Origin of the sequence: Halodurantibacterium daqingense (genome assembly GCF_042666235.1) — a bacterium.
In the GTDB taxonomy this organism is placed as follows: domain Bacteria; phylum Pseudomonadota; class Alphaproteobacteria; order Rhodobacterales; family Rhodobacteraceae; genus Halodurantibacterium; species Halodurantibacterium daqingensis.
This window is the reverse complement of record NZ_JBHTFQ010000002.1, coordinates 309,719-329,546: the sequence shown is the minus strand read 5'-3', so window position 1 is coordinate 329,546 and position 19,828 is coordinate 309,719. Positions and strand designations below refer to the sequence as shown.

The following is a 19,828-nucleotide window of genomic DNA, read 5'->3' as shown; positions in this document are numbered from 1 at the left end:
AAACGGCCAACAGAGGAGAGAAGACGATGACCAACGACAGCAAGACTTCGAAGCTGCTTGCCAGCCGGCGCGACTTTCTGCGCCGCGCCGGGGCCGGCAGCGCCGCGCTGGCGACCGGCACGCTCGCTGCGCCCTATGTCAACGCGCAAAGCGGACCGATCCGCTGGCGCCTGCAAACCTATTCCGGCGCACCGCTGGGCGCCCATGTCATCAAGCCGCAGATCGACGCCTTCAACACGGCCGCGAATGGCGAGATGGTGATCGACCTCTACTATGCCGACCAGCTTGTGCCCACCTCGGAACTGTTCCGCGCACTTCAGAACGGCACGATCGACGCGGTGCAGTCGGATGACGCGACCATGGCCTCGCCCGTCGATATCGCGGTTTTCGGCGGCTATTTCCCGTTCTCGACGCGCTACAGCCTGGATCTGCCGGTGCTGTTCAACCAGTATGGCCTGAACGAGATCTGGGCCGAAGCCTATGGCGAGGTGCGCGGCGTCGAATGGCTCAGCGCCGGGGCATGGGACCCGCTGCACATCTTCACCAAGGACCCGATCCGCAGCCTGGCCGACATGCGCGGCAAACGCGTCTTTGGCGTGCCGACCGCCGGGCGGTTCCTGTCGCGCTATGGGCTGATCCCGGTCACGGTTCCGTGGGATGATGTGGAGGTCGCGCTGCAGACGGGCGAGCTGGACGGCGTGGCCTGGTGCGGCTTTACCGAAGCCTATGAGGTCGGCTGGGCCGATATCTGCAACTATGCCCTGTCGAACAACGTGACCGGCGCCTGGTGCGGTTCGTATTTCGCCAATACCGACAGCTGGAACCGCGTGCCGCCGCATCTGCAGGAACTGTTCCGCATCACCATCGACCAGTCGCATTACTACCGTCAGGTCTGGTACTGGGGCGGCGAGGCCAAGCTGCGTGTCGAGGGCGACAAGATGGAGCTGACCTCGATCCCGCAGGAGGAATGGAACCAGGTCGTGCGCGACGCCGAGGAGTTCTGGGACGAAATCGCGGCCAGCAGCGAACGCGCGGGCCGGGTGGTGCAGATCTTCAAGGACTATTCCGAGGTCATGGAAAAGGCGGGCGTGCCCTACCGCTACTGACCGCTGCACCCGAACCTGCCGCTCCGGCCCGCCTTGGGGCCGGAGAGATCTTGACGGCGGCGCCCCGAACGGCGTCCCATGCCCCGCAGAGGGACAACAGGGAAGGAAGCAACCATGCCGGCAAACCTGACGATGGACAGCCTGCGCGCTGCCGTGGCCGGAGACGAGATCGACACGGTGCTGGTCTGCAGCATCGACATGCAGGGCCGCCTGGTCGGCAAGCGGTTCCATGCGCAGCATTTCCTCGATGGTGGCTGGGAGGAAACGCATTGCTGCAACTATCTCCTGGCTACCGACATGGAAATGGTCACCGTGCAGGGCTATGCGGCGACGGGATGGGCCGCGGGCTATGGCGATTACGTGATGAAGCCCGATCTGGCCACGCTGCGCCGCATCCCCTGGCTGCCCGGCACGGCGCTGGTGCTGTGCGATCTGCTGGACCATCACACGCATGAAGAAGTGCCGCACGCGCCGCGCACGATCCTCAAGCGCCAGATCGCCCGCGCGCGCGACATGGGGCTGGTGCCGATGATGGCGACGGAACTGGAGTTCTTCCTGTTCGAGCAAACCTATGAGGCGCTGCGCGACGGAAACTGGCGCGACCCCAGGACGCTGGGCGGATACAACATCGATTACGCGATCTTCGGCACCTCGAAGGAAGAAGAGGTGATGCGCGCGATCCGCAACGGGCTCTACGCGGCCGGCATCCCGGTTGAATGTTCCAAGGGCGAAGCCGAGACGGGGCAGGAAGAGATCAACATCCGCTATTCCGATGCCCTTGATACCGCCGACATGCACGCGATCGTCAAGAACGGCGTGAAGGAGATCGCCCATGCCAAGGGCCGCTCGGTGACCTTCATGGCCAAGTATCGCCATGACCGCGCCGGCTCCTCCAGCCATGTGCATCAGTCGCTCTGGACCACCGGGGGCGCACCGGCCTTCTTCGACGAGACGGCCGAACACGGCATGTCGGCGCTGATGCGGCACTATGTTGCCGGGCTTCTGCATCATGCGCGCGACCTGACCTGCCTTCTTGCGCCCTATGTGAACAGCTACAAACGCTTTGTCGTCGGCATGTTCGCCCCCACGAAAACCGTCTGGAGCCTGGACAACCGCACCGCGGGCTTCCGCATCTGCGGCGATGGCACCCGGGGCGTGCGGGTCGAGTGCCGGATCGGCGGGGCAGACCTGAACCCCTATCTGGCCATGGCCGCCCTGCTGGCCGCCGGGCTTGACGGGATCGAGAAAGGCATGGACCTGCCGCCCGCCATGGCCGGCGATGCCTATCAGGGCGCCGACCTGCCCCAGGTGCCCAAGACCCTGGGCGAGGCCGCCGAGCTGATGCGGGCCTCCGCCATGCTGCGCGCGGCGTTCGGCGAGGCGGTGATTGACCACTACCACCGCGCCGCGCTTTGGGAGATAGAGGAACAGAACCGCGTCGTGACCGACTGGGAGTTGCAGCGCGGGCTTGAACGGGCCTGAGCGGCCCAAGTGAGGACCAGATGACCAGGATGATCCAGTGTATCTCGCCCATCGACGGGCGGGTCTATGCCGAACGCCCGGCCCTGCCGCTGGCAGAGGCGCGGGCCGCCGTCGATCGCGCCCGTGCCGCGCAACCCGCCTGGGCGGCCCTGCCGCTTGAAGACCGCATCGCGCGGGTTCGCGCCGGGGTGGCCGCGCTGAACGCCATGAAGGACGAGGTGGTGACCGAGCTTGCCCACCAGATGGGCCGCCCGGTGCGCTATGGCGGCGAGTTCGGCGGCGTGAACGAACGCGCCGAACACATGGCCAGCATCGCCGCCGAGGCGCTGGCCCCCACGATCGTCGAGGACAGCGACCGCTTCACCCGCCGGCTTGAACGGGTGTCCTACGGCGTCGTCTTCGTGGTGGCGCCGTGGAACTATCCGTTCCTGACCGCGATCAACACCATCGTGCCCGCGCTGATTGCCGGCAATGCCGTGGTGCTCAAGCACGCGAGCCAGACGCTTCTGGCCGGGGAACGCCTGGCACAGGCCTTCCACAAGGGTGGGGTTCCGGCAGAGGTGTTCCAGAACCTCTTCCTGGACCACGCGACGACCGAAGCGCTGATCGGCCAGCGCGCCTTCGGCTTCGTCAACTTCACCGGATCCGTCGGCGGCGGTCAGGCGATGGAGCGGGCCGCGGCCGGGACCTTCACTGCCATGGGGCTGGAACTGGGCGGCAAGGACCCGGGCTATGTCATGGCCGATGCCGATGTTGACGCGGCGGTGGATGGCCTGATGGACGGCGCGATGTTCAACGCCGGGCAGTGCTGCTGCGGGATCGAGCGGATCTATGTCCACCACACGCTTTACAGCGCCTTCGTGGACAAGGCTGTCGATTGGGTGAAAGGCCTGCGTCTGGGCAATCCGCTTGACCCGGAAACCACGCTCGGGCCGATGGCGAACCGCCGCTTCGCCGATACGGTGCGGGCGCAGATGGCCGAGGCCATCGCGCAGGGCGCGACACCGCTGGTTGATCCGGCACATTTCCCGGCCGATGACGGCGGCACCTATCTGGCGCCGCAGATCCTGATCAACGTGACCCATGACATGCGGGTGATGCGCGAAGAGAGCTTTGGCCCGATCGTCGGCATCATGCCCGTGCAGGACGAGGCCGAGGCGATCCGCCTGATGAACGACAGCCCCTATGGCCTCACCGCCTCGATCTGGACCCGGGATCCGGCCAATGCCGAACGGGTGGGCGCGCAGATCGAAACCGGCACGGTCTTCATGAACCGCTGCGACTATCTTGACCCGGCGCTGTGCTGGACGGGCTGCAAGGACACCGGGCGCGGCGGCGCGCTGTCGGTCATCGGCTATCACGCGGTCACGCGACCGAAATCCTACCATCTCAAGAAGGTGCTGAAATGACGCTGCGCGCCAACTGGTCCTACCCCACCGCCGTCCGCTTTGGCGCCGGCCGCATCGCCGAACTGGCCGAGGCCTGCGCCGCCGCCGGCATCGCGCGCCCGCTGCTGGTCACGGACAAGGCGCTGGCGGGCCTGCCGATCACCGCCGCTGCGCTTGATGTTCTGGATGCAGCGGGCCTTGGCCGGGCGGTGTTCTCCGAGGTCGATCCGAACCCGAACGAGACGAACCTGGCCGCAGGGCTCAAGGTTTACCGCGAGGGCGGGCATGACGGCGTCGTCGCCTTCGGCGGCGGCTCGGCGCTTGATCTGGGCAAGCTGATCGCCTTCATGTCGGGGCAAAGCCGCCCGGTCTGGGATTTCGAGGATATCGGTGATTGGTGGACGCGCGCCGATGCTGCCGGCATCGCCCCGATCATCGCCGTTCCCACCACGGCCGGCACCGGGTCCGAAGTCGGGCGGGCGGGCGTGCTGACCAACAGTGAAACCCACGTCAAGAAGATCATCTTCCACCCGAAGATCCTCCCTTCGGTGACGATCTGCGACCCTGAACTGACCGTGGGCATGCCGCGCTTCATCACTGCCGGCACCGGCATGGATGCGCTGGCCCATTGCCTTGAAGCCTATTCAAGCCCCTTCTACCACCCGATGAGCCAGGGCATCGCGCTTGAAGGCATGCGGCTGGTCTTCGAGAACCTGCCGCGCGCCTACGCCGACGGCACCGATCTCGCGGCCCGGGCGGAAATGATGTCGGCCGCCGCCATGGGGGCCGTCGCCTTCCAGAAGGGCCTTGGCGCTATCCACGCCCTTTCGCATCCCATTGGCGCGGTTTACAACACCCACCACGGCACCACGAATGCGGTGGTGATGCCGGCCTGCCTCCGCTTCAACCGCCCCGCAATCGAAGAGCGCATTTCCCGCGCCGCCGCCTATCTCGGCATCGCGGGCGGGTTTGATGGCTTCTATGACCGGGTGCTGACGCTGCGACGCGATCTGGGCATCCCCGATACCCTCGCCGATCTGGGCGTCGCGCGCGATCGTCTGGATGAACTGACCGAGATGGCGCTGCAGGATCCCTCGGTCGGCGGCAATCCTGTTGCCATGACGCGGGAGAACACCCTCGCCCTGTTCGAGGATTGCTTCACGGCGAACCCCTAGGCCTGGCGGGGCCTGCCGCCCGGCCCGGCCGGTCACGAGCCGGCCGTGCCGCCCCGTGATCCAGGGGAATTGCCACCGCTCCCTGCCGGAGAGAGGCCGCCTCGCCCCGTCGTTCCGCAGGGAACAGGTTGCCAAGCGCGACTGCCATCTTCGGCATCCGCCCGCGCCCGAACGAGAGGGGCGCCGCTTGCACCACCCGCCGCGCCGCGCAGCAGCGATGCATTCGCTGTCTCTCACCTATGGCAACGACAGTCTGTCGGTCACGGCTCCCGATCCCGGCGTCATGGCATGATCGACATCCGACCGATGTCGCCCCCTCGCGTCATGCACGCACCCGCGCCGCGCAGCGGCGCGCGGCCCAACGGGATGAGACAGCGGCAAGGCCGCTGCCGAAGACGGGCGGGAGCCTCCCCGCCCGACGCCCCGCCTGCTGTCTCTTGCACCCGGCCGTCCATCGCGCCGGCTTGCGCTGCCTGCAAGATCGGTGTCAGGCGCTGAGGACGGCTGCGGATGGCCCGCCAGCGGCGCCGGTCGAGGCCGGAACCCAGCCCCCCAGGCCCTTGCGCCGCGCGATGCCCTGCCGCGTCGCCCATGGCCGCCCGCCAGCATCCGCAGCGCAGCCCACCCCCGTCTTGGCCCGCCAGAACCTGCCGCACCGCTCAGATGACGGCAAAGCGATCCACATCCACCATCCCGTGATCGGTGATCTTGAGATGGGGGATCACCGGCAGGGCAAGGAAAGCAAGCTGCAGGAAAGGCTCTTCCAGCGTCACGCCCAGCGACCGGGCGGCCGTGCGCAGTGCAACCAGGGTCTCATGCACTGTCTCGAAGGGCTCGAGGCTCATGAGCCCGGCGACCGGCAAGGCCAGTTCGGCCAGAACCTCGCCCCCCGAGACCACGACAAAGCCCCCCTCGATCTGCCCCAGCCGGTTCGCGGCCAGCGCCATGTCGGCATAATCGGCGCCCACGACCGCGATATTGTGATGATCGTGGCATACGGTCGAGGCAATGGCCCCTTTCTTCAGGCCAAAGCCGCGCACAAAGCCGTTGGCGATATTGCCGTTGCGGCCGTGCCGTTCCACCACCGCGATGCGGACCAGATCGCGCGCGGGATCCGGACGGCGGTCGCCCCCGGTCGCGGGGATCTGCTCGGTCAGGTGCTCGGTGATGATCTTTCCGGGCAGGATGCCGATGACGGGCGTCCTGCCTTCTCCCGGAAGGCGGAAGTCGCGGTCCGTGACCGTCGGCGCGCGCACGCTGTCCCGTGCTACCGGCGCGATGATCCGGCGCGCGGCGAAACCCGCCTCATCCACGCGCTTGCCGCCGCAGATCACCAGCTCCGCGCGGCAGTCGGCCAGATCGTCAAGCACCACGATATCGGCGCGCTTGCCGGGGGCGATCTGCCCGCGATCCTTGAGGCCGAAGGCTTCGGCAGCCGAGAGGCTTGCCGCGCGATAAACGGCCAGTGGCGGCACGCCCAGCGCGATCAGCGTGCGGATCATGTAATCCAGATGCCCGTGTTCGGCGATGTCCAGCGGGTTCCGGTCGTCGGTGCAAAGCGCCATGTAAGGCGCCGTCACCTCGGTCAGCAGGGGCGCCAGCGCGTGCAGGTCCTTCGAGACCGAGCCTTCGCGGATCAGCACCCGCAGGCCCTTCTGCAGCTTTTCCCGCGCCTCTTCGGCGCTGGTCGCCTCGTGTTCGGTGCGGATGCCGGCGCTGATATAGGCATTCAGGTCGCGCCCCCCCAGCAGCGGGGCGTGGCCGTCGATATGGCGCCCGGCAAAGGCCGCAAGCTTTTCCATGCAGCCGGGATCCTTGTGGATCACGCCCGGATAATTCATGAACTCGGCCAGCCCGATCACGCGGGGATGGTCCATCAGCGGCACAAGGTCATCGGCGCCTAGCTCGGCGCCCGCCGTCTCCATCATGGTCGAGGGCACGCAGGACGACAGCTGCACACGGATATCCATGAGCGTTTCGGCGCTGGCCTCCAGGAAATAGCGGATCCCCTCCAGCCCCACCACATTCGCAATCTCGTGCGGGTCGCAGATGGCGGTGGTGACACCGCGCGGGCAGACGCAGCGGTCGAACTCGAAGGGGGTCACGAGGCTGGATTCGATATGCAGATGCGTGTCGATGAACCCTGGCACAAGGATCTTGCCGGTGACATCGATGACCGTGCGCCCCTCGTAATCGGCGCAGGTGCCGACGATACGGTCGCCGCAGATCGCCACGTCGCCCTTCAGCATCGCGCCGGTCACCAGATCAAGGACCTGCCCGCCCCGCAGCACGAGATCGGCCGGTTCGGCCCCGCGCGCCTGATCGATTCGTCGTGCAAGGGTCATGGCATCTCCTGTCGTTTCGGGGGAATGGCATAGGTGAGGCTGGCGCGCGCCACCACCCCTTCCTGCGCCGCGGACCAGATCAGCGCATCGCCCACCGCAAGCTGGCGGCCCAGCTTGAGCAGACGCGCCTCGCACAGCAGGTCATGGCCGGCGGGCGGCTTGCGCATGAAGTCGATGGCGCAACTGGTGGTCACCGCCAGCGCCTGCGGCCCGATCCGCGCTAGAACGGCCAGGTAGAAGGCCACATCGGCCAGGGCAAAGAGGCTCGGCCCCGACACCGTCCCGCCGGGGCGCAGATGCCGATCCGCGACCCGCAGGCGCATGACCAGCCGGTCGGGCGTCACCTCCTCGATGGCAAAGTCATCTGCCACCTGCGGAAATTCCCGGGCAAGAAAGGCGCTCAGCGCCTCGGGCTCCATCCTCAGCATCCGTCCCTCCGTTCCGGCCAAGCCTTCCCGCAATCCGGACAAAGTTCAAGCCTTGCGCAACAGGATCGCCGCACCCGCCAAGGCCGCCACGGCAAGCGCAAGGCTTGCGCCGATCAGCGCCCCCGCCCCGCCCGCCGACAAAAGCACTGCCCCCGTGACCGGCGCCGCTGCCGAGGCGGCGAGCGGCGGCAGGGACAGCGCGCCGGCGATCGCGCCATAGCCCGCCTGCCCAAGCGTTTCCGCCACAAGGATCGGCCGCAGGATGGTCATGACCCCCAGGGCCGCGCCCTGAACCAGGGCAAAGCCGAAGGCAAGCAGCGGCGCGAGCCCCGCGGCCAGCAACAGCAGCGCCCCCAGCACCAGCCCCGCCATTGTGATCAGCGTGGCCTGCGCGGTGCCGATCCGGCTTTCCCAGCGCATCAGCAGGATCCGCCCGGCCACCTGCGCCGGCCCCACGCAGGACGCCGCAGTCACGGCAAGCGTCCCCGACATGCCCCGCTCACTGAGCACCGGCACCAGAAAGCTGATCAGCATCCAGTGATTGAGCGACACAAGTGCAAAGACGCTCGCCAAGCCCCAGAACCCGCCCTGCCGCAGGGCGCGCCCAAGCGCGCCCCGATCGGCTTCGAGCGTGGCAGGACGCGGCGGTGGCGCGCTGCGACGAATCGCGCGGGCAGCCAGCGCCTGAAGCGGTGCCATCACCCCCAGCACGACCGCGGCCGCCACCCAGACGGCGCCGCGCCAGCCCAGGGCGCCCGAAAGCGCCGCCCCCGCCGGAAAGGCGAGGGTCGAGGCAAAGCCCGCCACCAGCGTCACCCGGATGATCGCCGGACGCGCCGCGCTGCCGAAGCGTCTGATCAGAAAGGCAAAACAGACTTCGTAAAGACAGGCGCCCTGTGCCAGCCCCAGCCCCGCCCATGCCGCAAGATAGACTGCCGGCCGGTCGGCCACGGCCAGAAGGGCCAGTGCCGCCGCCCCCAGAACCGGGCCTGCGCCCAGAAGCTCGGGCCCCAGCCCGCGATCGACCAGCCGCCCGGCCAGCGGCGCGGCAAGCCCCGCCAGCGCCACAGCCAGCATCGGCCCCAGCGCAAGCGTGGCGCGATCCCAGCCCAGATCGGCCTCCCACCACAGGATCAGTGCCGCGAAGATGTAGAACAGGCTTGCATAGCCCAGCGTCTGCCCCACGGCCAAAGCCCAGACCGCCCCGTTGCGCATTGCTTGCCCTCGCCCTGCCCGTTGGCGTCAGACAAGGCGCAGGCGCGGCAAGAGTCAATTCCGCAATGCCACCTTGACGCGGATCATGGCGAAACGGCGACGCGGGCGTGCCCGGCGCCGGCGCGCGTCCCAGGCAGGTTCCGCCCCTGTCAGAGGCGGTAGATCGCGCGGAATTTCTGCTCCAGATACTCCAGCAGCGGCGCCTCGGTCGGCTCGGCCCCGCAGGCGGCCGCAATCACTTCGCCGGGCAGCAGGCGCTTGCCGTGGCGTTGCACGGTCTCGCGCAGCCATTCGGTTGCCGGTGCGGTGCGGCCCTCGGCCAGATCGGCATCCAGATCGGGAACCGCCCTGCGCAGGGCCTGATGCAGGCATCCGGCATAGACATTGCCCAGGCTGTAGGTCGGAAAATAGCCGAACAGGCCGACCGACCAGTGCACATCCTGCAACACACCATCCGAAGGCCGCTGCACCGCCACGCCGAAATCGGCCAGGAACCGGTTGTTCCAGGCCTCTTCCAGATCGGCAACGGCCAGCGTGCCGGCAACCAGCGCGCGCTCCAGATCGAAGCGCAGCATGACATGCAGGTTATACTGAACCTCGTCGGCTTCGGTCCGGATGAAACCCGGGGTCACGCGATTGACGATGGCGTGGAAGGTGTCGGCATCCGCAACCGGCAGATCGAATGCCTGCCGCATGCGTCCGAACAGCCAGCCGGTGAAGGCATGGCTGCGGCCAAGCTGGTTTTCATAGATCCGGCTCTGGCTTTCATGCACCCCCATCGAGGCACCCTGCCCCAGCGCCGTCAGCGCAAAATCCGGATCGACGCCCAGTTCGTAGCAGGCATGGCCGACCTCGTGGATCGTCGAATAGAAGCAGTTGAAGGGATCGTTCTCGCTGACCCGCGTGGTGATCCGCACATCGCTGCCCGAGCCCGAGCTGAACGGATGCACGGCCAGATCCAGCCGGCCACGGGTGAAATCATAACCAAAGGCGCGGGCGATTTCGCGCGAAAGGCGCAGTTGCGCCGCCTCGGGATAGTGGCCGCCCAGGGCCGGCGGCTGATAGTCGGCCCCGAGGATCGCCTCGCGCAGGGCAACAAGGCGCGGGCGCATCCGGTCGAACAGCGCCGCAATGCCAGCCCCCGTGGCGCCCGGCTCGTAATCCTGCAGCAGGGCGTCATAAGGATCGCCGCCATCGGCCAGGGCTGCCGCTTCCTCGCGGCGCAGGCGCAGCACCTCTTCCAGGGTCGGCAGGAAGGCGGCGACATCCTCGTCGGCGCGGGCCTGCGCCCAGATTCCCTGCGCAAGGCTGGTGCAGCGGGCGATTTCCGCCGCAAGCGCGCCGGGCACCTTGCTGTTGCGTTCATATCCGCGCCGGATCTCGCGCAGTTGCGCGGCGGCCACGTCATCCTGCGGGTCGGCGGCGGCAAGCCAGTCGCCGATGCGCGGATCGGTGCGGCGCGCATGCAGCACAGCTTCAAGCGCCGCGATCTCTTCCGAGCGTTGCTGTGCGGCGGCCCGCGGCATCATGGTTTCCTGGTCCCAGCCCAGACGCCCGGCGACCTGGGCCAGCGCCTCGGTTTCGCGCTGAAAGGCCATCAGTTCGGCAAAGGCTGTCATGTGCGGGCCCCGCGCAGGGTGGTGACGATGGGATATTGCGCAAGGAAGCGCACACGAAGGATCATGATCCACAGAAGGACGGCGGTGAACTGGTGCAGGATGGCAAGCTGCCAGGGCGCCCCTTCAACAACCGTCAGAATGCCCAGCACGACCTGCAGGACGAACAGCCCGAAGGTCAGGTGCATCGCCATCCGCGTCTCGCCATGCGGGCTGCGCCGGGCGCGCAGCCAGACCACCACCGCGAAGACGAACAGCAGATAGCCCGCCATCCGGTGCATGAACTGCACCAGCGCCGGGTTCTCGAAGAAGTTGGTCCAGAGCGGCCGCAGATCAAAGCTCTCGGGCGGAAAGAACGCCCCGTGCATCAGCGGCCAGTCGGTATAGCTGCGGCCCGCGTCGATCCCGGCCACCAGCGCCCCCAGCAGGATCTGCAGGAAGGCGAAATGCATCAGCCCGGTGGACATGCTGAACAGCCGCCCCTCACGCGCACGGCGCGCCTGCAGCAACTGCGGCTCGCTGCGCGACAGGAGGTAGACGTACCAGGCGATGAAGCCCAGGATCACGAAGGCCAGCCCGAGATGCGTGGCAAGCCGGTAGGAGGCAACGCTCACCATATCGCCGGTCAGGCCCGAGGCGACCATCCACCAGCCAATCGCACCCTGGGCGGCGCCAAGCCCCCCCAGCAGCCACAGCCGCCCGGCCCAGCCCGAGGGCAGGCGTCCCGTCGCCCAGAACCCGAGGAAACCCGCCGCCCAGACAAGGCCGATGACCCGGCCCAGCTGCCGGTGGCCCCATTCCCACCAGTAGATGAACTGGAACTCGGCCAGGCTCATGCCCTGGTTCACCAGCTGGTATTGCGGGATCTGGCGGTACTTTTCGAATTCCTCAAGCCAGGCGTCGTGCGACAGGGGCGGCAAGGCGCCGGTGACGGGGCGCCATTCGGTGATCGAGAGGCCCGAATCCGTCAGCCGTGTCAGCCCGCCCACGGCGATCATCACGACGACCAGCGCAAACAGCACCATCAGCCAGGCCCGGATCGCCTTGCGGGCGCCGCTGCGCCCGGCAGAAATCACACCGGCGGTCGGGGCCGCACGCTCGGCTGTGCCCACCTCTTCGAAGATCGCGCGTTTTTGTGCCATGAAAGCCTCCTGTCGGGCGAAGACTAGGCTCCGCCCCCTGCCCCTTCAAGTATCCCGGCCATTGCGTCGCACCAGCTGCCGCAGGATGCCATGCAGCGTCTGCACATCGGCCCGCGTCAGCGCCATGCGCGACCACATGTTGCGCAGGTTGATCTTCATCCCCGGCGCCTTGTGGTCGGGAAAGAAGAACCCGACCTCCTCGAGGCGTTGTTCGAAATGATCGCCCAGCTTCTCGATCTCGATCGCCTCGGCGAATTCGGTCTTGGCCATCTCCATCACCTCGGGCGGCGTCACCACGCTTTGCCGCCGCCACTCATAGCCCACCAGCAGCACGCATTGCGCCAGGTTGAGCGAGGGGAAGGCAGGATTGACCGGAACCGAGATGATGGCATTCGCCCGTGCCACATCCTCGTTTTCAAGCCCCGCGCGTTCGGGACCGAAGAGGACGCCCACCTTCTGCCCCTGCCCGATCAGTTCGCGCGCATGTTCCATCGCGCGCTCCGGCGTCATCACCGGCTTGGTCAGCCCCCGGCCGCGCGCCGTCGTCGCAAAGACATAGGTGCAGTCGGCCAGAGCCTCGGGGACCGTCGCGAACAGCCCGGCCTGGTCGAGCACCCGTCCGGCGCCGCTTGCCATCGCCACGGCGCGCGAATTGGGCCAGCCGTCGCGCGGATCGACGATGCGCATCCGGTCAAGACCGAAGTTCCACATCGCCCGCGCGGCCGCGCCGATATTTTCGCCCATCTGCGGGCGCACCAGCACCATCGCCGGCCCCGGCCCGTCCCAATCCTGATCGTCCATGCGCCTTTGCTCCGCGAAATCCAATGCGCCGGGCATAGGCCGCGCTGACGCCGAGAGCAATCCCTGGACCAACTGCCGTGGCGATCTCGCCGGTCTCTGAAACAGTCGCCTGGCCGTAACGCCGTCCCGTCTTCAGGCTGGGTAGTGGCGACCACCATTCTTGCCGGCATGTTCGACACATGCGCTTGGTGCCGTTCTGCGGCGTCAGGCAGGCAGCAACCGGGGCAGATTAGGTCGGCTCGTGGACGGGTTGCGACATGCCGGCATTTATCGAAAAAGCGCCAGCCGCCAGCCCGCCTGCCCGACCGGCTGTTGGCGCACGTCAGACGCTGGGCGCGGAATGGTGCGCGCTTCGCCGTGGATTATCAGGGGCAACGGGTGGGAGACATCAAAACCGGCTGGATAGCGGCCCGTGACGCCGCCGGCCTGCCAGATGCGGCCGGCTTTTTCGGCGCGAGCGTCGAGACCATCGAATCGACCTACGGCCATCATTCGGCAGACCATCAGGACAGCGCCCGCAAGGCGATGGACAGCCGGTCCTAATGCGGAACTTGTGCGCTATCTTGTGCGCTGCGGATCGGCTGATTTTCTGGAGGCCCTTGTTTTATTGGCGCACCCGACAGGATTCGAACCTGTGACCTCTGCCTTCGGAGGGCAGCACTCTATCCAGCTGAGCTACGGGTGCGCAACGGGTTTTCTATAACGTTGGCCGCAGGACGCTGCAACCGGCAATCATGTCCTGGGCGAAAAATCCACGCCGGGCTGTCCGGCCATGTGCATGGTCCGCAACTGCTCTGATCCTTTGGAAACGCCGGAGCAGCCCGATCGACGCCGTTCATTCAGACGGCACGAGCCTGCGGCAAAGCTCTGGGAAATCGTTGGGCGCAACAAAAGCCGCGCCCAACAGCGTCGTCGCCCAGGGTCGGGAAGCGAGGGGCTCCGCGATGCCCGCCTCCTCATGAAAGCTCAGGAAAAAAGCTCGTGGCACAGCTCCAGCGCCTCGATCAGGGCGTCAACCTCGGCGCGGGTGTTGTACATGGCGAACGAGGCACGGCAGGTTGCCGACAGCCCCAGATGCTCCATCAACGGGCCGGCGCAATGCTGGCCCGCGCGCACTGCGACGCCTTTCTTGTCCAGCACGGTCGAAATGTCATGGGCATGGGCCGCGCCATCAAGCGTGAAGGAAAAGATCGCCCCCTTGCCCGGGGCCGTGCCCTGAAGCTGCAGCCAGTTCAGCGCCCCCAGACGCGATTGCGCATAGTCGCGCAGATCGGCCTCATGGGCCGCGATGCGCTCCATCCCGATGCCGGCAAGGTAATCCAGCGCCGCGCCCAGCCCGATCTGCGAGACGATGCCCGGCGTGCCGGCCTCGAACTTGTGCGGCGCCTCGTTGTAGATCACCCGGTCGCGATGCACTTCGCGGATCATGTCGCCGCCGCCGATGAAGGGGCGCATCTCGTCCAGACGGTCCTTGCGGATATAGATCGCGCCCGACCCCGACGGCCCGTAAAGCTTGTGGCCGGTAATCGCATAGAAATCGCAGCCGATTTCCTGAACATCGACCGGCATGTGCACTGCGGCCTGCGACCCGTCCACCAGAACCGGGACGCCCTGTGCCCGTGCGCCGGCGCAGATCGCCGCGACATCCACCTTGGTGCCAAGAACATTCGACATATGGGTGATGGCGATCAGCCGCGTCCGCGGCCCGATGGCATCCAGCACCGCCTGAGGATCAAGACTGCCATCGGCCTCGGGCTCGACCCATTTCAGCACCGCGCCCTGGCGTTCGCGCAGAAAATGCCAGGGCACGATGTTGGCGTGGTGCTCCATCACCGAGAGCACGATCTCGTCGCCCGGCTCGAACCGGGGCATGGCCCAGCCATAGGCCACAAGATTGATGCCCATCGTCGTGCCGGTGTTGAAGATGATCTCATCCTCATGGGCGGCATTCAGAAAACGCTGCAGCTTGCCGCGCACCGCCTCATAGCGGTCAGTGGCCAGGTTGGACAGATAGTGCAGCCCACGGTGAACATTGGCATATTCCTCGGCATAGCCGCGGGTGATCGCATCGATCACCACCTGCGGTTTCTGCGCCGAGGCGCCGTTATCGAGATAGACCAGGGGCTTGCCGTTCACCTCGCGCGCGAGGATCGGAAAATCGCGGCGGATCGCGTCCACATCATACATCGTCAAATCCCCCGGGAACCTCGAAGCCCAGAACCGCCAGAACCAGCGACAGGGCAAATGCCAAAGCGAAAAAGCTGACCACCAGCCCCAGAAGCACCAGCCCGCGCGACCGGAATCCATGCAGCGCCTGCACGAAGCTGACCAGAAGCCAGAGGAACACCGCGATGCTTGCGATCGCGACGAGGCTGGCCAGGGGCGGCGCGATCAGCAGGACGAAGATCTGCGCCACCTGGAAACACAAGGTGACGAATTGCAGCCAGGCGACCAGGATCACCGCGTCGCGCAGCGTCCCGGTGCCACCAAAGCCACGCCCGATGTGATGAACGGCAAGCACCGTGACCACCAGCACCCCGCCCTGCAGCAGCGCCGAGCGCCAGACACCGCCCATCACCTCGGGGCCGGCGGTCAGCATCATTGCGACCTGGACCAGCAGCACACTCAGCACGACCACCAGCGCCAGCGCCTGCCAGCGCGCGCCGTCGGGCAGATCGACCGCCATCACCCGCCGCGCCGCAGCCTGCGGATCGCGCAGCGTCTCGCGCAGAAGCGCGCCAAGCGCGGAAAAACTCAGCTCCATCACCATCTCCTTGCGCGGCTTCAGGACGCGGCGCCGGCCCCTTCGGCTTCACGCATCGCACTGCCCCAGATGAGCAGGAAAACCGCCAGAACCACAAGCCCGGCGGAAAAGGCCAGCGGCCCCCCGCCCAGAAAACCCACCGCGGCGCCATGCACCAACATCAGCGGGCTGACGACCAGCAGCGACCAGAACAGCGCCAGCCGCGCCCCATACCAGCTGCCCCGCCCGCCCAGAAGCCGGGCAACCAGATGCGCCAGCGCCGCAAGCGCATAGCACAAGAGCGGGAACATGAAGATCATGGCCATCAGCGCGCCCCCGAGCCGCGCTTCAAGCGGGATCTCGGGCGCCAGATGCGCCTCGCGCGCAAGCCGCGGCCATTGCGCCACGAAGATCAGCAGAGAGGCGATCATCAGATAGGCAAGTGCCCGGTCTTCCCGCGGTCCGGCGGCAAGAAGGCGCCGCACGACCCCGCGCGGCGCCCGATAGCTCTGCACAACATCGCGCGTGATCGACATTCAGCCCTTCCGGCGCAGCAACCAGGCTTCGAGCCGCCCGCGCACATCTTCCGCGATCGTCTCGTCCTCGATTTCCTGCAGCGCCTCGGCAAGGAAGGCCAGCACCAGCAGCACGCGCGCATCGGCCTCGGGCAACCCGCGCGAGCGGAGGTAGAACAGCCCCTCCTCGTCGATGGCCCCCGAGGTGGAGCCATGCGAACATTTCACGTCATCCGCATAGATTTCCAGCTCGGGCTTGGCCAGAAACTGGCTGTCATCGTCCAGCAGCAGCGACTGGCTGATCTGGTAGCCATCCGTCTTCTGCGCGATCTGCTTCACCAGGATCTTGCCCTGGAACACGCCGACAGCGCCGTTCCGCAGCACCTTCTTGAACACCTGCCGGCTTTCGCAGCCCGGGGCGCCATGGGTGATGAACACCGTATCGTCATGGTGGAAGGCCCCGTCGCCCACGGCCGCGCCGGCGATATGGGCAACGCCATTGCCGCCGATCAGGTCGATGAAGGCCTCGTTGCGGGTCAGCGCGCCGTTGGCCGTGAGCGTGAAGGACTTGAACAGCGCCTCGGCCCCCACCTGCGCAAAGACATGGGTGGCGGCCACGCGGCCCCGGCTGCGGCCCTGGGTGCGGATGTGATGGAAACGTGCGCCCTCGGCCACATCGACCTCAAGCACCGTGTTGAACCGCGCAGCCGCCGGACCGGTCTCCAGAAGCGTCATCTCGGCGCCCGGCTCCAGCTTCACGCAGTGGTGCAGGATCGCGTCGGAAGTCTCTGATGTCTGGTGATAAACCAGCGCGACAGGGCGCTCGGCACGGCCCGTGACGCGGATCAGGATGCCGTCGGTTGCAAAGGCGGTGTTGAGCACCGCGAAGGGCCGCGCCACCGGCGACTGGCCGCGCGTTTCAAGCACGCCGTAGAGGTCGCGCGCCCAGTGGATATCGCGCGTGCCCGCATCGGCCAGTCGCTCGATCTCGATCCCGGCAAGGCGCAGGTCATCCGAGGCTTCGGCATCGAAAACGCCATCCACGAACACGATGCGCAACCGCGGGATTGCATCGAACACCTCGCCTTCGCCGTCATCCGGAAGCAGGGCCGCCGGCGCGGCATCGGCCGCGTTCAGCGCCTGCGCATCGGTATAGCGCCAGTATTCATCGCGCCGCCCCGGCAGGCCGGTGGCCGCCAATCGCGCCTGCGCCTGATCCCGCGCCGCCTGCAGCCAAAGGGCCGCCTTTGGCGCCCCAAGCCCCGCCAGACGGGCGGCAAGAAGACCTTGCCGTGCCTCTGCCAGCGCCATCACACCGCCTCCGACAGGATGTCGGCATAGCCGTTCTGCTCGACCTCGAGCGCAAGCTCGGGCCCGCCGGTCTTGACGATCCGGCCGTCGGCCATGATGTGCACGACGTCGGGGCGGATGTGATCCAGAAGCCGCTGGTAATGGGTGATGACAAGGAAGGCGCGGCCCGCGTCGCGCAGGGCATTCACCCCCTCCGAGACAAGCTTCATCGCGTCCACGTCAAGGCCCGAGTCGGTTTCGTCGAGGATGCACATCTTGGGTTCGAGCATCGCCATCTGCAGGATCTCGTTGCGCTTCTTCTCGCCGCCCGAAAAGCCCATGTTCACCGGCCGCTTGAGCATGTCCGCGTCGATCTTCAGCGCCTTGGCCTTTTCCCGCACGGCCTTGAGAAACTCGGCCGCGCTCATCTCTTCTTCGCCGCGGGCCTTGCGCTGTGCGTTCACCGCGGTGCGCAGGAAGGTCATGTTGCCGACGCCCGGGATCTCGACCGGATACTGGAACGCGAGGAACAGACCGGCCGCCGCGCGCTCTTCCGGCTCCATCTCCAGCAGATCCTCGCCCTCGAGCGTGGCGCTGCCGTCGGTAACCTCATAGCCGTCGCGCCCGGAAAGCACATAGGACAGGGTCGATTTGCCCGAGCCGTTGGGCCCCATGATCGCATGCACTTTTCCGGCCTCGACCGTCAGGTCAACACCCTTGAGGATCGCCTTGTCCTCTTCCTCAAGTTTCACGTGCAGGTTCTTGATTTCCAACATCTTCAGTCTCTCCGCATCATTCGTTCGGCGCCCTGCGCCCTTGTTCAGTAACCCCGCCGGACCAGAATGCCGGCGAAAAGAATGCCCAGACTTCCCTGAAGAACCCCCGCCAGCACCGTGAGGGCGGCGGGGCCGAGGGAAGTGAAAAGTGACATCAGCACCGCGAAGGGCAGCGACAGGCACAAGGCCAGCAGCGCCCCCAGCAGCAGCGCCCGCACCGACCCGTTCCAGCCGCGCCGAAAGGTCGCGGCCAGGGATCGGTCGTCACGCATCAGCCGACGCTGCCTTCAAGGCTGATCGCCACCAGCGCCTGCGCTTCCATCGCAAATTCCATCGGCAGGGCCTGCAGCACTTCCTTGCAGAAGCCGTTCACCACCAGGGCGACCGCCTCTTCCTCGTCCATGCCCCGCGACCGGCAGTAGAACAGCTGGTCGTCATCCACCTTCGACGTGGTCGCCTCGTGTTCCACCCGGCTCGAATTGTTCTTGACCTCGATATAGGGCACCGTATGCGCGCCGCACTGATCGCCGATCAGCAGGCTGTCACACTGGGTATAGTTGCGGCTGTTCTTGGCGCGCGGATGCATCGTCACCAGTCCGCGATAGGTGTTCTGGGCACGGCCCGCACTGATCCCCTTCGAGACGATCCGGCTGCGGGTGTTCTTGCCCAGATGGATCATCTTGGTGCCGGTATCGGCCTGCTGCATGTTGTTCGCGATGGCGATCGAGTAGAATTCGCCCTGGCTGTCATCGCCCCGCAGGATGCACGAGGGGTATTTCCAGGTGATGGCCGAGCCGGTTTCCACCTGGGTCCACATCACCTTGGAGCGGTCGCCCCGGCAGTCGGCGCGCTTGGTCACGAAGTTGTAGATGCCACCACGGCCTTCCTCGTCGCCCGGATACCAGTTCTGGACGGTGGAATACTTGACCTCGGCATCGTCCAGCACGACAATCTCGACCACCGCAGCGTGAAGCTGATGGGTATCCCGCTTGGGCGCGGTGCAACCTTCCAGATAGCTGACATAGGCGCCCTTGTCGGCGATGATCAGCGTGCGTTCGAACTGACCGGTATTCTCGGCATTGATCCGGAAATAGGTCGACAGCTCCATCGGGCAGCGCACGCCCTCGGGGATGTAGACGAACGAGCCGTCGGAAAACACCGCCGAATTCAGCGTCGCGAAGAAGTTGTCGGACTGCGGCACGACCGAGCCGATGTATTTCCTGACCAGTTCGGGATGTTCGCGGATCGCTTCCGAGATCGAGCAGAAGATCACCCCGGCCTTGGCGAGTTCATCCTTGAAGGTCGTGCCCAGGGACACGCTGTCAAAGACCGCATCGACCGCAACCTTGCGCCCTTCGGCGGGGGCGTTTTCCGCACCCTCGACGCCCGCAAGGATCATCTGTTCCTTCAGCGGGATGCCCAGCTTTTCATAGGTGGCCAGCAGCTTGGGGTCGACCTCGTCCAGCGACTTGGGCTTCTCGGCCATGCTTTTCGGCTTGGCGTAGTAATACTGGTCCTGATAGTCGATCTCGGGATAGTTGAGCATCGCCCAGCGGGGCTCTTCCATCTGCACCCAGCGGCGATACGCGGCCAGACGCCAGTCAAGCATCCACTCCGGTTCGCCGTTCTTTTCCGAGATGAGGCGCACGATATCCTCGCTCAGCCCCTTGGGCGCGAACTCCATCTCGATCTCGGTTTCCCAGCCGTGCTTGTACTTGCCGGCCATCGCCTGGACGGCTTCGACCGTTTCGCGATCGACGCCCTCGCGGACTTCCGCTTCCAAAGCTGCCATGTCGTTACCCACTT

General features: G+C 66.5%; 18 protein-coding genes and 1 tRNA gene. 5 read left to right on the top strand and 14 right to left on the bottom strand.

Going from position 1 to position 19,828, the window contains the following annotated elements; genetic code table 11:
• Positions 1-26: 26 nt before the first annotated feature.
• The 4 genes from ACFQXB_RS04995 to ACFQXB_RS04980 all read left to right on the top strand — a co-directional run bounded on the left by ACFQXB_RS04995 (position 27) and on the right by ACFQXB_RS04980 (position 5,151).
• Positions 27-1,106 carry a TRAP transporter substrate-binding protein gene (locus ACFQXB_RS04995; RefSeq protein WP_377400041.1) on the top strand — a complete coding sequence of 360 codons (1,080 nt, stop codon included), beginning with the start codon at positions 27-29 and terminating at the stop codon, positions 1,104-1,106.
• Positions 1,107-1,220: 114 nt separating this feature from the next.
• On the top strand, positions 1,221-2,588 hold the full coding sequence (locus tag ACFQXB_RS04990) for a glutamine synthetase family protein (RefSeq protein ID WP_377400038.1): 1,368 nt from the start codon (positions 1,221-1,223) through the stop codon (positions 2,586-2,588).
• A gap of 20 nt (positions 2,589-2,608) precedes the next feature.
• Positions 2,609-3,997, top strand: a complete 1,389-nt coding sequence (locus ACFQXB_RS04985) for an aldehyde dehydrogenase family protein (protein ID WP_377400035.1) — start codon at positions 2,609-2,611, stop codon at positions 3,995-3,997.
• Positions 3,994-5,151, top strand: a complete 1,158-nt coding sequence (locus ACFQXB_RS04980) for an iron-containing alcohol dehydrogenase (protein WP_377400032.1) — start codon at positions 3,994-3,996, stop codon at positions 5,149-5,151. The genes ACFQXB_RS04985 and ACFQXB_RS04980 overlap by 4 nt, the downstream gene beginning before the upstream one ends.
• A 659-nt stretch (positions 5,152-5,810) precedes the next feature.
• Here the strand turns inward: ACFQXB_RS04980 and ade are convergent.
• From ade to ACFQXB_RS04950, 6 genes are all read right to left on the bottom strand, one after another.
• Positions 5,811-7,496: an adenine deaminase gene (gene ade, locus ACFQXB_RS04975; protein ID WP_377400029.1), complete on the bottom strand. Its 1,686-nt coding sequence runs from the start codon at positions 7,494-7,496 to the stop codon at positions 5,811-5,813.
• On the bottom strand, positions 7,493-7,915 hold the full coding sequence (locus ACFQXB_RS04970; protein ID WP_377400737.1) for a PaaI family thioesterase: 423 nt from the start codon (positions 7,913-7,915) through the stop codon (positions 7,493-7,495). The genes ade and ACFQXB_RS04970 overlap by 4 nt, the downstream gene beginning before the upstream one ends.
• A 54-nt stretch (positions 7,916-7,969) precedes the next feature.
• Complete coding sequence (locus tag ACFQXB_RS04965; RefSeq protein ID WP_377400026.1) at positions 7,970-9,139, bottom strand: MFS transporter; 1,170 nt, start codon at positions 9,137-9,139, stop codon at positions 7,970-7,972.
• 149 nt (positions 9,140-9,288) lie between these two features.
• On the bottom strand, positions 9,289-10,758 hold the full coding sequence (locus ACFQXB_RS04960) for a carboxypeptidase M32 (RefSeq protein WP_377400023.1): 1,470 nt from the start codon (positions 10,756-10,758) through the stop codon (positions 9,289-9,291).
• Positions 10,755-11,897 carry a heme A synthase gene (gene ctaA, locus ACFQXB_RS04955; RefSeq protein ID WP_377400020.1) on the bottom strand — a complete coding sequence of 381 codons (1,143 nt, stop codon included), beginning with the start codon at positions 11,895-11,897 and terminating at the stop codon, positions 10,755-10,757. Before ctaA ends, ACFQXB_RS04960 begins: the two co-directional genes overlap by 4 nt.
• A 45-nt stretch (positions 11,898-11,942) precedes the next feature.
• Complete coding sequence (locus ACFQXB_RS04950; protein ID WP_377400017.1) at positions 11,943-12,698, bottom strand: RNA methyltransferase; 756 nt, start codon at positions 12,696-12,698, stop codon at positions 11,943-11,945.
• 144 nt (positions 12,699-12,842) lie between these two features.
• On the opposite strand from ACFQXB_RS04950, the gene ACFQXB_RS04945 reads away from it, so the two are divergent.
• A complete protein-coding gene (locus ACFQXB_RS04945; RefSeq protein ID WP_377400014.1) occupies positions 12,843-13,241 on the top strand; it encodes a hypothetical protein in 399 nt (132 codons plus the stop codon).
• Between the two features lie 65 nt (positions 13,242-13,306).
• Here the strand turns inward: ACFQXB_RS04945 and ACFQXB_RS04940 are convergent.
• The 8 genes from ACFQXB_RS04940 to sufB all read right to left on the bottom strand — a co-directional run bounded on the left by ACFQXB_RS04940 (position 13,307) and on the right by sufB (position 19,814).
• Positions 13,307-13,383 (bottom strand) — tRNA-Arg (locus ACFQXB_RS04940).
• A gap of 281 nt (positions 13,384-13,664) precedes the next feature.
• Complete coding sequence (locus tag ACFQXB_RS04935) at positions 13,665-14,885, bottom strand: cysteine desulfurase (protein WP_377400011.1); 1,221 nt, start codon at positions 14,883-14,885, stop codon at positions 13,665-13,667.
• Complete coding sequence (locus tag ACFQXB_RS04930) at positions 14,878-15,462, bottom strand: Yip1 family protein (protein WP_377400008.1); 585 nt, start codon at positions 15,460-15,462, stop codon at positions 14,878-14,880. Before ACFQXB_RS04930 ends, ACFQXB_RS04935 begins: the two co-directional genes overlap by 8 nt.
• 20 nt (positions 15,463-15,482) lie before the next feature.
• On the bottom strand, positions 15,483-15,977 hold the full coding sequence (locus tag ACFQXB_RS04925) for a YIP1 family protein (protein ID WP_377400005.1): 495 nt from the start codon (positions 15,975-15,977) through the stop codon (positions 15,483-15,485).
• Positions 15,978-17,267 carry a Fe-S cluster assembly protein SufD gene (gene sufD / locus ACFQXB_RS04920; protein WP_377400002.1) on the bottom strand — a complete coding sequence of 430 codons (1,290 nt, stop codon included), beginning with the start codon at positions 17,265-17,267 and terminating at the stop codon, positions 15,978-15,980. It abuts the gene before it with no gap.
• On the bottom strand, positions 17,267-18,022 hold the full coding sequence (gene sufC / locus ACFQXB_RS04915) for a Fe-S cluster assembly ATPase SufC (RefSeq protein ID WP_377399999.1): 756 nt from the start codon (positions 18,020-18,022) through the stop codon (positions 17,267-17,269). The genes sufD and sufC overlap by 1 nt, the downstream gene beginning before the upstream one ends.
• 44 nt (positions 18,023-18,066) lie before the next feature.
• Complete coding sequence (locus tag ACFQXB_RS04910; protein WP_377399996.1) at positions 18,067-18,294, bottom strand: hypothetical protein; 228 nt, start codon at positions 18,292-18,294, stop codon at positions 18,067-18,069.
• Positions 18,294-19,814 (bottom strand): Fe-S cluster assembly protein SufB, encoded by a 1,521-nt coding sequence (sufB, locus tag ACFQXB_RS04905; protein ID WP_377399993.1) that lies wholly within the window; start codon positions 19,812-19,814, stop codon positions 18,294-18,296. Before sufB ends, ACFQXB_RS04910 begins: the two co-directional genes overlap by 1 nt.
• Positions 19,815-19,828: the final 14 nt, after the last annotated feature.